Here is a 12,455-nt window from a genome sequence, read left to right as displayed (position 1 = left end):
AAAAGACGGAGTGGTCGCTTATGCGGCCGGCTTCGCCTGACGACGCCAACTATAGCCTTTGCCGGCGTCGGCGTCACGCACCGCCGGCTGATAATGATGGGGAATGGCCGGAAGACGGTTTTCGGAAAGCCGCTTCAGGGCGGTGACGTTGCTGACCGAAAAGCTGTCGATGCCGACGCGCAGCATCAGCGGGATCTGGTCGATCAGCACGTCGCCGACGGCGCGCAATTCGGTGGTATAACCCAGGCGCTGGCGCAGCAGCGAGGCGTGGCTGAAAGCGCGGCCGTCGTTGAACGCCGGAAAGGCGACGGCGACGACTGCGAGGCGATCGAGATAGGGCTCGAGTTTCCGAACATCGTCGGCCGGCTTGATCAGCACGCCAAGGCCGATATCGTTGCTTTCATCGGCCTTGGCGATCAGTTCGTCGAGGCTGAGCAGCGGTTTCTGCTCTCCGGTCGCCTTCACCTCGTCGGTTTCGATCACCCAGGGATCGTTTTCGACAAAACCGGTTTCTCTCCAGATCTTCGTCATCATCCCCTCCTTATGCCGCTTCGGCGGCCGAGCCGTAGAGCGCGGTCTTGAAAGGCTGCGGTCCGACGCGGCGATAGGCGGCGAGGAAGGTTTCGGAATGATCGAGGCGCAGGCCGAGATAGGTATCGACGATCGTCTCGATCGCATCGGTCACCCGGTCAGGCTCGAAGCCGCGGCCGATGATCTCGCCGATCGAGGTATGTTCGTCGCCGGAGCCGCCGAGCGTGATCTGATACAGCTCGGCGCCTTTCTTCTCCACACCAAGCAGGCCGATATGGCCGACATGGTGATGGCCGCAGGCGTTGATGCAGCCGGAGATCTTGATCTTCAGCTCGCCGATCTCGGCCTGGCGCTCGGCATTGCCGAAGCGCCGGGAGATCTCCTGCGCCAGCGGGATGGAGCGCGCATTGGCAAGCGCGCAGTAGTCCAGCCCCGGACAGGCAATGATGTCGGTGATGAGACCGGCATTGGCTTCCGCCAGACTAATGGCGACGAGGCCGCGATAGACGGCTTCAAGATCGGCAAGCGCAACATGCGGCAGAATGAGGTTCTGCTCGTGGCTGACGCGGATTTCGTCGAAGCCATATTCCTCGGCGAGATCGGCGATCGCATCCATCTGCGCATCCGAGGCATCGCCCGGAATGCCGCCGATCGGCTTCAGAGAGATCGTCACCATGCCGTAATCGGGGTTCTTGTGCGGCTGCACGTTCTGCTGCACCCAGCGGGCGAAGCCGGCATCGGCCTTCTTCCAGCGGGCGAGATTCTCCCAGCCTTCGGCACGCTCCGGCAGAGCAGGCGGCGCGAAATAGGCGGAAATCGCCTCGACATCGGCGACCGGCAGCTTGAGTTCGCCATCCTTCAGCGCGGCGAATTCGGCTTCCACCTGGCGCGTCAGTTCCTCGGTGCCGGTTTCGTGCACGAGGATCTTGATGCGGGCCTTGTACTTGTTGTCACGGCGGCCATGCAGATTGTACACGCGCACGATCGCCGTGGTGTAGGAGAGCAGGTCTTCCTCGGGTAGGAAGTCGCGGATCAGCTTGGCGATCATCGGCGTGCGGCCCTGGCCGCCGCCGACGTAGACGGCAAAGCCAAGCTCGCCCTTGTCGTTCTTCTTCAGGTGCAGGCCGATGTCATGGACCTGGATCGCGGCGCGGTCGCGCTCGGCACCGGTGACGGCGATCTTGAACTTGCGCGGCAGGAAGGAGAATTCCGGGTGGACCGACGACCACTGACGCAGGATCTCGGCGTAAGGTCTGGGATCAGCGACCTCGTCGGCGGCAGCACCGGCGAAGTGATCGGCCGTGACGTTCCTGATGCAGTTGCCCGAGGTCTGCAGCGCGTGCATCTCGACGCTCGCAAGATCGGCAAGCGCATCGGGAATGTCCGACAATTTCGGCCAGTTGAACTGCAGGTTCTGGCGCGTGGTGAAGTGGCCGTAGCCGCGGTCATAGGTGCGGGCGATATGGGCGAGCATGCGCAGCTGGCGTGCGCTCAGCGTGCCATAGGGAATGGCGATGCGCAGCATGTAGGCGTGGAGCTGCAGGTAGACGCCGTTCATCAGGCGCAGCGGCTTGAATGCATCCTCGGCCAGCTCGCCGGAAAGGCGGCGCTGGACCTGGTCGCGGAACTGCTCGACGCGCTCGGTGACAAAGGCATGATCAAATTCGTCGTAACGGTACATCGTCTTCCTCAGACTGCAATGAATTCGGGATCGGCAGGAGCGTAGCCCGGGGCGTATTCCATGGTCGGACCCTGTGCGCGGATGCGCTCACGAAGGCGAAGCGGCCAAAGAACGCCGTTGGTTTCCTGAACTTCGACAACAGCGACGTCAACGACCTCGTTGTCGGCATAGGATTTCTTGCCGATCGCTTCCAGCGCCGCAACGGCTTCGGCATGGCGGGCAACGAGCGCCTCCTGCAGCGAGGTGGACCACTTCCCGTTCGCATCCAGCCAGACGGCAATGCCGTCCGTCAGCCGGTTGGCGGTCAGAACCTTGTCTACCATATTCAGCTCCTTGCATGTTCCGCGAGCCGGGCGTTCGCACGCACCAGCGGCTCGGACAGTTCGAAATTGGCGCCGGCGACAGCATCGCCGATAATGACCATGACCGGTCCGGTCAACTCGTCGCGGTGCTGCAGATCGGGCAGATCTTGCAGGGTGCCATGCAGCAGGCGGCGGTCGGCACGGCTGGCATTCTCGATGACGGCGACGGTCGTCTCTGAGGGAAGACCGGCCTGCATCAGCCGCTCGGCGACCGAAGCGGCAACCGTGCGGCCCATGTAGACGGCGATCGTTGCGCCGGAAACGGCAAGGCTTGCCCAATCAGGCAGCACGTCGCCGGTCAGATCGTGGCCGGTGGTGAAAACCAGCGAGGAGGCGACACCGCGCAGGGTCAGCGGCAGCTCGAAATCGGCAGCGGCGGCGAAGGCCGAGGTGATGCCGGGCACGACCTCATAGGTGATGCCGGCAGCGCGCAGCGCCGCCATCTCTTCCCCTGCCCGGCCATAGACCAGCGGATCGCCTGACTTCAGCCGGACGACGCGCTTGCCCTGGCGGCCGAGATCGACCAGCAGATCGTTGATTTCTTCCTGAGACTTCGAATGGCAGCCCTTGCGCTTGCCGACAGAAAGCCGCTCAGCGTCACGGCGGCCCATATCGACGATCGCCTGCGGCACAAGCGCATCATAGACGATGACGTCGGCCTCCATCATCACGCGCTGGGCACGCAACGTCAGCAGATCCTCGGCACCCGGACCGGCGCCGACCAGCCAGACGTGGCCTGCGACCTTATCCATCCCGCCTAACAGCCGATCGGCGGCATGGCGGGCCTGCGGCAGGTTGCCGTTGGCGACCGCATCGGCAACGGGACCGGAGAAAAAGCGGCGCCAGAAGACCCGGCGGGAGACGCCGCGCGGAACGAGTTGTTCGACGGCCTTGCGATAGCTCGTCGCGAGCGCCGCAAGCCGGCCGAGCGAGGGCGAAAGAAGCTGGTCGATCTGCGCACGGATCATCTGCGCCAGAACCGGCCCCGCCCCTTCGGTGCCGATGGCAACGGCGACGGGGGCGCGGTTGACCAGCGCCGGTGTGAAGAAATCGCAGTAATCGGGCTGGTCGACGGCATTGGCCGGAATTCTGCAAGCGCGAGCGGCATCGACGATATCGCGGTCGTCCGCGTCATTGCCGGTTGCGGCGAAGATCAGCGCTGCCCCCTCGACCTGTTCGGCGGAAAAGGCGGAACGCACGGTTTCGATGTGGTTGGCAATCAGGAAGGCGTGGTAATCGGCTTCCGGCCGGTCGGCATACGCGACAATCCGAGCCCGCGTGTTCAGCAGCAGACGCACCTTGGCGAAAGCTTCGTCGCCATTGCCGAAGACAGCCGTCTTCTGGCCTTCCACGCGAAAGAAGGCGGGAAATACCGAAAGCTGTTCAGTCTTGGGAGGCATCGTCAATCCACTTCGAAGTAGCCAGAATATGCCCTTGTTCGGCAAGGGGTTGAAGGAACAGAAATTCGAAAGCCCAAGCAAGCGCGTATTCTTTTGCTCGCGCCATCCAAGATTTGAGAAAAGTCACCCATGCTGACCAAAACAGCACATCCTCAGCATTTGCTGCAGCGCACTATAAAGCCTGTGGCAAAGGGCGTCCACCGGCGACTCACGCATTTCACTTGCGCCGCCAAAGCGATAGACTGAAAGAAAACCGGAGATATCAATGCCTGACAAGACCATCGCCTCCCGCCTTCTGTCGGTCCTTGAAGATGATATCCTACCGCTGACGGAGCGCGGCGTTTCGCTGGGGAATAAGGTGTTCGGTGCGGCGATCCTAAAGAAATCCGATCTTTCACTCGTCGTCGCCGAAACCAACAACGAATTGGAAAACCCGCTCTGGCACGGCGAAGTGCACACGCTGAAGCGCTTCTACGAGTTGGGCGAGAAGCCCGCGACCAAGGATCTGATCTTCCTTTCGACGCACGAACCCTGCAGCATGTGCATGTCGGCGATCACCTGGGCGGGCTTCGACAATTTCTATTATTTCTTCAGCCACGAGGATTCCCGCGATGCCTTCGCCATTCCGCATGACCTGAAGATCCTGAAGGAGGTCTTCGGGCTTGAACCCGGCGGCTACCGAAGGCAGAACGCCTTCTGGAACAGCTTCGCCATCGCCGATCTCGTCGAGACCGAAGAGGTTCCGTTGAAGACCGCGCTGAAGGCGCAGACCACCCGCATCAAGGCGCGCTACGACGCGCTATCGGCCACCTACCAGTCGTCGAAAAGCGCCAACGACATTCCGCTCAATTGAGGCCGCTAAACTGAGGTAACATGGAACCTTCCAAAGACATTTCGCGGCTGATCGAGATCATGGCGGCGTTGCGCCATCCCGAGACCGGCTGCCCCTGGGACATCGAGCAGAATTTCGAGACGATCAAGCCCTATACGATCGAGGAGGCCTATGAGGTCTCCGACGCGATCGAGCGCGGCGACATGGACGATCTCTGCGATGAGTTGGGCGACCTGCTGCTGCAAGTGGTCTTTCACGCGCGCATGGCCGAGGAGGCCGGCGAATTCTCCTTCGGCGACGTGGTCAATGCCATCACGACCAAGATGATCCGCCGGCACCCGCATGTCTTTGCCCGCTCGGCGGCCGATACGCCCGATGCGGTGAAGAGACAGTGGGACGAGATCAAGCAGGCGGAGAAACGCGAACGCGCAGAGCACCGGACAAGGCGCGGGATCACCGAGGATTTCAAGGGCGGATTCCTCGGTTCTGTTCAGCGCAGCTTCCCGGCCTTGACGGAGGCGCTGAAGCTCCAGGAGCGCGCTGCCAAGGTCGGCTTCGACTGGTCTGCACCCGAGCCTATCCTCGACAAGATCGAGGAGGAGATCGGCGAATTGCGGGTAGCGCTAAAGGAAGGCGATCGAGCGAAGGTCAGCGACGAGCTCGGCGATTTGATCTTCGCGGTCGTCAATATCGGCCGGCATGTGAAGGCCGATCCGGAACAGGCGCTGCGCGGAACGAATACCAAATTCCGGCGTCGATTCAATCACATCGAGCACGTTCTTAAAGCGGAAGGCGAAACGCTGGAGGCGGCCAGCCTTGAGCGTATGGAAGAAATCTGGCAGGCGGCAAAGGCGATTGAAAGAGCTATCGTGGTTGGGACGGAGTGAGCTATTGCTATCCGTTCGCTGATATCCCCTCACCCTAACCCTCTCCCCGTAAACGGGTAGAGGGAACGTGCCATGCGCGTGAGGGGTGCAGGGATTGGAAAGGTCGCGGCTTGTCCCGTCGCCCCGTTTACGGGGAGAAGGTGGCGGCGGCCGGATGAGGCGCTAGTGTCGCCGCCCTCACCGCTCCCAATCTTCCTTGTCGGGCTTCGGGCCGTTGCCGATGCGGCGCTCGAGTTCGGCGGCTTCGGTTTCAGACAGACGCAGGTCGAGGGTGATCGAGCCGTCTTCATTGTCCTCGCGGCTGTCGACGATCGCGTGATCGTAGAGCCACGGCAGCAACGCCAGCTTGTCGACGGCAAGGCGTATCGTCGTTTCGGTCATCACGCCTGACAGTCTGCGGCTGATCTCTTCCATCAGCGTGTCGACGCCCTCGCCGCTGACGGCGGAAACTGCGACGACGTTGCTGGCGCCGGCGGATTTCTGGACCATAGCGTCATGGACTTCAGGCTCCAACCGATCGATCTTGTTCCAGACCTCGATCAGCCGCTTGCCGGCTTCGGCCTCGTCGATGCCGAGGTCGTTCAGGATGCGCATCACATCGGAGCTTTGGGCCTGATTGTCGGCATCGGACATGTCGCGGACATGCAGGATGAGATCGGCTTCCAGCACCTCTTCCAGTGTCGCCCGGAAGGCGGCGACGAGATGGGTCGGCAGATCGGAGATGAAACCGACGGTGTCGGACAGGATGACGGTGCGGCCGTGCGGCAGCTTCATGCGCCGAAGCGTCGGGTCGAGCGTGGCAAAGAGCATGTCTTCGGCCAGGACGCCCGCACCGGTGATGCGGTTGAAGAGCGTCGATTTGCCGGCATTGGTATAGCCGACGAGCGCCACGATCGGGTGCGGCACCTTGCGGCGCTTGGCGCGGTGGAGCTGGCGGGTGCGCACGACCTGCTCCAGCTCCCGTTCGAGTTTGATGATGCGGTCCTGCAAGAGCCGTCGGTCGGCTTCGATCTGGGTTTCGCCGGGACCGCCCATGAAGCCGCCGCCGCCGCGCTGGCGTTCAAGGTGGGTCCAGCTTCTGACCAGGCGGCCCTTCTGATAGTTCAAGTGGGCGAGATCGACCTGCAGCGTACCTTCCTTGGTGGAGGCGCGGCGGCCGAAGATTTCGAGGATAAGGCCCGTCCGGTCGATGACCTTGGCGTTCCATTCCTTTTCCAGATTGCGCTGCTGCACCGGGGTCAGCGGATGATCGACGATGACGAGACCGGAATCGCGCTCGTCAAGTAGCGCCTTGATCTCCTCGATCTTGCCGGTGCCGAGCAGTGTCGCCGGCCTTGGATCGTTGACCGGGACGACCTGGCCGTTGACGACATCAAGGTCGATCGCCTGCGCAAGGCCCGTCGCTTCCTCGAGCCGGCTTTCCGGCGTACGGGTGGACGCCGATTCGGTCTGGCCGCCGCGACTGCGCGATTTCAGAACCGGCACGACGACGGTCGCGCGCATGTCGTCCCTATGCTTGGCGGCTTCAGGGATGATCGAATCGTTCTTGGTATCGCGTGTCGAAATGACGGCTGATCCTGTTAGGACGCGGCTTCTTCGCTCTCGAACATCTGCATGGGCTGGCCCGGCATGATCGTCGAGATCGCATGTTTATACACGAGCTGCGAGTGGCCGTCACGGCGAAGAAGAACACAGAAATTGTCGAAAGACGTAACAACACCCGTGAGTTTCACGCCGTTGATCAGAAAGATTGTCAGGGAAATCTTTTGTTTGCGAACAGTATTGAGAAATAAGTCCTGCAGATTCTGAGAACGTTCCGCCATCGCGCCGCTTCTTTCTTTATTGCCGGCCTGATCTGGCCGGTAGAATATCAATCAAGCTCTCCATGCAAGACCGGCGGCACCCTCATTCCACCAGTCCAGCAAATCTTGGTATCAAATCGCAATCTTTTCCGCAACGTCGAAAAAGGCTTCGCGGATTTTCTGCGAGACGCTGCCCGGATGACCGTTGGCGATGCTCTGGCCATCGACGGAAACGACCGGAAAACAAATACTTGTGGCTGCGGTCAGGAAGACCTCGCGGGCCGCGAGCATTTCGGAAACGGAGAAGTTCCGCTCCTTGATCTTCAAGCCAAGCTTGGCGCCGACATCCATCAAAGTGGTGCGGGTAATGCCGCGCAGGATGCCGTGTTCGGCCGGCCGCGTCACCAGCGCTCCCTCCGAATCGACGATCCAGACATTGGTCGCCGCCCCTTCCTTCACCATCCCGTCACTGTCGACATAGATCGCCTCCTGGGCGCCGGCTTCCTTAGCCTGCTGGCGGGCCATGGCGTTCGGCAACAGACCGACAGATTTGATGTCGACGCGGTCCCAACGGTTGTCGGCAACGGTAATCGCCTTGATGCCATTGGCATTCTTGGCGGCGATGATCCTTGGGTCGGTGCTCTTGGCTGTGATGACAAGGGACGACGGCGTTCCCTCGGCCGGGAAAACATGATCGCGTCGGGCGACGCCGCGTGTCACCTGCATATAGAAAAGCCCGTTGCGAACGTGGTTGCGGCGCAGCGTCTCGCGAATGACCTGCGTCAGCGCCGCCCGGCCCATCGGCCAAGCGATTCTGAGCTCACGGAGCGAGCGATCGAGACGGTTCAGATGGCGCGTGAGGTCGACGATAAAGCCGTGACGTACCTCGCAGACCTCGTAGACACCATCGGCAAACTGATAGCCGCGATCCTCGATATGCACGCTCGCATCGGAATGCTTGACGTAGCGGCCGTTCACATAGGCAATTCTCGGCATGGGAAACCTGATCTTCGGGGAGCAATGAGAGGGGCGCGACCACACCCGCGCCAGCAGGATCAGACGCCGAGCGACTTCAGCTTGCGGTGCAGCGCCGAACGCTCCATGCCGACGAATTCGGCGGTGCGCGAGATATTGCCGCCGAAACGGTTGATCTGTGCGATCAGATAATCCTTCTCGAACATTTCGCGGGCTTCGCGCAGCGGCAGCGTCATAATGTGATAGTCGTTCTTGGCGGAAACCTTTGGCAGCATGTCGCCGAGGTCGGTCGGCAGCATGTCGGCGGTGATCGGCGCATCCGGCCCATCGGTGCGGGCCAGAATCATCAAGCGCTCGATGTTGTTGCGCAACTGGCGGATATTGCCCGGCCAATCGTGTGCCTGCAGCACGGCCATGGCGTCGTCGCCGATGCGGCGCGGACGAATGCCGGCCTGCTCGGAAATCTGGCGCATCAGCTGGTCGACGAGGAAGGGAATGTCCTCCCGCCGCTCCGCAAGCGCCGGCACGCGCACCGGCACGACCGCGAGGCGATGATAGAGATCCTCACGGAACCAGCCTTCGGCAATGCGGCTTTCCAGATTATAGGCCGTCGAGGAAATGATGCGGACATCGACCTTGACGCGCTTGGAGCCGCCTACCCGTTCGAACTGCTGATCGACGAGCACGCGCAGGATCTTATTCTGCGTCTCGCGCGGCATCTCGCCGACCTCGTCGAGATAAAGGATGCCGCGATGAGCCTCCTCGAGCGCGCCGATCTTGCGCGCCTGGCCGGGCGTACCCTCGGTGCCGAAGAGCGCGACTTCCATGCGGTCAGGCGTAATATTGGCAGCATTCAGCGCGACGAAGGGGCCGTTGGCGCGGCTCGACTTCTTGTGGATCATCCGCGCCACCAGCTCCTTGCCGGAGCCCGACGCGCCGAGGATCATGATGCGGCTGTTGGTCGGAGAAACCTTTTCGATCGTCTGGCGCAGCTGTGAAACGGCAACCGAGGTGCCGATCAGTTCCAGTGCGTCACCGGTGCGGCGCTTCAGCTCGGATACCTCGCGCTTGAGCTTGGAATTTTCCAGCGCGCGTTCGGCGATGAGGATCAGCCGGTCGGCCTTGAAAGGTTTCTCGATGAAATCGAAGGCGCCGCGCTTGATCGCCGAGACAGCGGTCTCGATGTTGCCATGACCAGAAATCATCACGATAGGCAGATCAGGATGGCGGGTCTTGATTTCGTCGAGCAGCGACAGACCGTCGAGCTTGCTGCCTTGCATCCAGATATCGAGGAAGATCAGCCGCGGCACGCGATCGGAAATCGCCGCAAGCGCGCTGTCGCTGTCATGGGCCGTGCGCGTCTCATGGCCCTCGTCCGAGAGGATGCCGGAAACGATCTCGCGAATATCGTGCTCGTCATCGACGACGAGAATATCAGAGGCCATAAACGCTTTCCTTGTCACTGGCTGAGGGGGTGGCGGGCGTCGGATCCCGGCGTGGCAGATGCACGCGGATCATGGCCCCTCTTCCCCGGTCAAAATCGGCGGGCGCGTCGTGCAGCTCGAGCTGCCCGCCATGTTCCTCGATGATCTTCTTGACGATGGCGAGACCGAGGCCCGTGCCCTTCTCGCGCATCGTCATATAGGGTTCCAGAATGCTGTGGCGGTTTTCCACCGGCAGGCCGCGGCCATTGTCGATCACATCGACGGTGAAGCGGTCGCGGCCGGTATCGAGTGCTGCGCGCACGAGAACCTTGCGTTCGTCGCGTTCTTCGCTCGGAACGGCCTCGAGCGATTCCACCGCATTCTTGATGAGATTGCCGAAAGCCTGGCCGAGCATGCGGCTGTCAAACAGGCCTTCCAGCGGCTGGTCGCCGAATTCCTGCGCAAAGGTGACGTGATGGTTTCCCATCTCGCGCAAGAAGATCGCATCGCGCAGGATATCGCGCAGGTCGCTCGGCTCCTTGGTCGGTTTGGGCATGCGGGCGAAGGCGGAGAATTCATCGACCATGCGGCCGATATCGCCGACCTGGCGGATGATGGTGTCCGTGCACTGGTCGAAGACGGCCCGGTCCCCCTGGTCGATCTGCTTGCCGTAGCGGCGCTGGATCTCGCTCGGCGGAAAGCTGGATCGGCGTCAGCGGGTTCTTGATTTCATGGGCGATGCGCCTTGCGACGTCCCCCCAGGCGGTCGAGCGCTGAGCGATGACGAGATCGGTAATGTCGTCGAGCGTGATCACGTAGGATTCGCTCATATCCCGCACTTCCTCGCGGGTAACCTGGACGCTCAGCGTCCTGACCGTACCGCCGCGCACCAGCGCAATCTGCTTGCGGAAATCGCCGCGATGGCGCGCCGCCGCTTCGGTCAGTACCTGATCGACTTCAGGCGCGATATCGGCCAGTTGCTTGCCGAGCATCTCGTCGGCCGACAACGCCATCAATGTCTCGGCCGAACTGTTGACGATCGCAATGCGCCGGTCCTGCTCGACACCGATGACGGCGGCGGTAACGCCCGACAGCACCGCTTCGATAAAGCGGCGGCGGTCGTCAACCTCGTCCTTGGCTTCAAGGATCTCATCACGCTGGGTGCGGATTTCAGAAATCATCTTGTTGAAGGTGCGCGAGAGATTGGCGACGTCGCCATCGACGGCATGCACTGGCACGACAATGTCCATATTGCCCGATGCAACGCTGTCGGCCGCCGTGATCAACAGCCGGATCGGCCGGACGATGCGGTCGGCGACGGCAATCGCCGTCCAGATCGCCGCCAGCAGCACGATCAGCGCGAAGCCGATGTAGAGAACGGCGAAGGCGATCTGCAGCGAGAAGCGGTTAGCCTCCATCGAGCGGTATTCGGTGGCATTTTCCTCCATCATGCGCATGGCGCCCATGACCTTGGGATCGACGGCGCGCACCGTATAAAGGAATGTGCCCTGGATGGCGTCGAGCTTGATAATGGCACCGACGAGGTTGGTGACACCAGGCGGGATCAGCGTCGGCTGGCCGGCGGCGGCCTTTTCCAGTGCGTCCTGCGGAATGGCCGGCAGCGGCTTTTCGGTGGCGATATCAGCCTGCACGATCACCGAGCCGTCACGCTCGACGAGGAAGGAGCCGAGCAGACCGCGGCCCCTCGCCTGGCGCGTCATCAGCTCGGCGAAACCTGTCCTGTCGAGACTGTAAAGGGCGCGGTTGCGCTCCAGGTCGTTGGCCATGGAGACCGTCTGTCCCTGCAGGTAGCTCGCATTCTCCATCATGTAGGCTTGGCCGATATTGCGCGACGAACTGACGATCGACTGTGTGCGCAGCGCAAACCATCGGTCGAGGCCGGCGTTCAGCGTGATGCTGGCGAAGATGGCGACGAGGATCGCCGGCGTAATCGCGACGATCGAGAAGAGCACGACAATGCGGATGTGAAGGCGTGCCGCCGCGCGGCCTCGGGTGCGCGCCTTGAGAAGCCTTGCCACCTCACGGCCGATCAGGGCAATCAACGTCAGGACGAAGAAGGAGTTGACGATCACCGAGGTGATGACGACATGTGACGTCGGCGCGATCGGCGTCAGGCCAAGCAGCACGAAAAGCGTGATCGTAGCACAGAGAAGCGCGCCGCCGGCGAGCACGAGGCCAGGCACGGCAAAAAGGGCACGGCGGTCGGTCACCGTCGTCACCGCCTCGCCCGCCGCCGCCGGCGATACCCCATCCTGCGTCATTCGGCCTCTCTTCAGACGGCGCTTGCCGCCTTCGCCTTCCGATCGAAACCAATCAACGCCGGCTCAAGAAGCCAGCGCTGCAACGACTCGATCGGGAGCGAAATGTCCAAAACCCTTGCGTGACCTTTAAGCAACGCAATGTGGCGAAAATGCAACGCGCTTCGCCACATTGTCAAGCCGAACCGGCCTTCCGTTTGCGCCGGCCGGAAAGAAAAGGGCGCTCCCAGACTTCGCCGGAGCGCCCCGTAGCATGCGGTCGACAATGTTTGCGGCGGAGGT

The 12,455-nt window shown here is 61.9% G+C and carries 10 protein-coding genes and 1 pseudogene; 2 read left to right on the top strand and 9 right to left on the bottom strand.

Going from position 1 to position 12,455, the window contains the following annotated elements:
• Positions 1-18: 18 nt before the first annotated feature.
• Genes NE852_RS09965 through cysG form a run of 4 tightly spaced genes read right to left on the bottom strand, consistent with a single transcriptional unit; the run spans position 19 to position 3,974 of the window.
• On the bottom strand, positions 19-531 hold the full coding sequence (locus tag NE852_RS09965; protein ID WP_258156463.1) for a DUF934 domain-containing protein: 513 nt from the start codon (positions 529-531) through the stop codon (positions 19-21).
• 10 nt (positions 532-541) lie between these two features.
• Positions 542-2,212 (bottom strand): nitrite/sulfite reductase, encoded by a 1,671-nt coding sequence (locus NE852_RS09960; RefSeq protein ID WP_008526792.1) that lies wholly within the window; start codon positions 2,210-2,212, stop codon positions 542-544.
• 8 nt (positions 2,213-2,220) lie between these two features.
• Positions 2,221-2,535: a DUF2849 domain-containing protein gene (locus tag NE852_RS09955; RefSeq protein WP_008526793.1), complete on the bottom strand. Its 315-nt coding sequence runs from the start codon at positions 2,533-2,535 to the stop codon at positions 2,221-2,223.
• Positions 2,536-2,537: 2 nt separating this feature from the next.
• On the bottom strand, positions 2,538-3,974 hold the full coding sequence (cysG, locus tag NE852_RS09950) for a siroheme synthase CysG (protein ID WP_008526794.1): 1,437 nt from the start codon (positions 3,972-3,974) through the stop codon (positions 2,538-2,540).
• Positions 3,975-4,239: 265 nt separating this feature from the next.
• Between cysG and NE852_RS09945 the strand changes: the two genes are divergently transcribed.
• Together NE852_RS09945 and mazG are read left to right on the top strand one after the other, a co-directional pair.
• On the top strand, positions 4,240-4,827 hold the full coding sequence (locus tag NE852_RS09945) for a deaminase (protein WP_008526796.1): 588 nt from the start codon (positions 4,240-4,242) through the stop codon (positions 4,825-4,827).
• A gap of 20 nt (positions 4,828-4,847) precedes the next feature.
• Positions 4,848-5,693, top strand: a complete 846-nt coding sequence (mazG, locus tag NE852_RS09940; RefSeq protein WP_008526797.1) for a nucleoside triphosphate pyrophosphohydrolase — start codon at positions 4,848-4,850, stop codon at positions 5,691-5,693.
• A 177-nt stretch (positions 5,694-5,870) separates the two neighbouring features.
• Here the strand turns inward: mazG and hflX are convergent, their stop codons facing one another.
• The 5 genes and pseudogenes from hflX to NE852_RS09915 form a co-directional block, all read right to left on the bottom strand.
• The gene (gene hflX / locus NE852_RS09935; RefSeq protein ID WP_258156462.1) at positions 5,871-7,196 is read right to left on the bottom strand and encodes a GTPase HflX; all 1,326 of its coding nucleotides are present in this window, start codon (positions 7,194-7,196) and stop codon (positions 5,871-5,873) included.
• A 77-nt stretch (positions 7,197-7,273) separates the two neighbouring features.
• On the bottom strand, positions 7,274-7,516 hold the full coding sequence (gene hfq, locus NE852_RS09930) for an RNA chaperone Hfq (RefSeq protein WP_003539403.1): 243 nt from the start codon (positions 7,514-7,516) through the stop codon (positions 7,274-7,276).
• Positions 7,517-7,627: 111 nt separating this feature from the next.
• Complete coding sequence (locus tag NE852_RS09925; protein ID WP_008526810.1) at positions 7,628-8,491, bottom strand: D-amino-acid transaminase; 864 nt, start codon at positions 8,489-8,491, stop codon at positions 7,628-7,630.
• A gap of 59 nt (positions 8,492-8,550) precedes the next feature.
• Entirely contained in the window at positions 8,551-9,915 is a 1,365-nt protein-coding gene (locus tag NE852_RS09920) for a sigma-54 dependent transcriptional regulator (RefSeq protein WP_258156461.1), read from the bottom strand.
• Positions 9,905-12,176 (bottom strand): annotated as a pseudogene (locus NE852_RS09915) (ATP-binding protein). The gene NE852_RS09920 and the pseudogene NE852_RS09915 overlap by 11 nt, the downstream one beginning before the upstream one ends.
• Positions 12,177-12,455 lie beyond the last annotated feature (279 nt).

It is taken from the genome of Rhizobium sp. Pop5, assembly GCF_024721175.1.
Lineage (GTDB): Bacteria > Pseudomonadota > Alphaproteobacteria > Rhizobiales > Rhizobiaceae > Rhizobium.
This window is presented reverse-complemented; position numbering and strand designations above follow the sequence as displayed.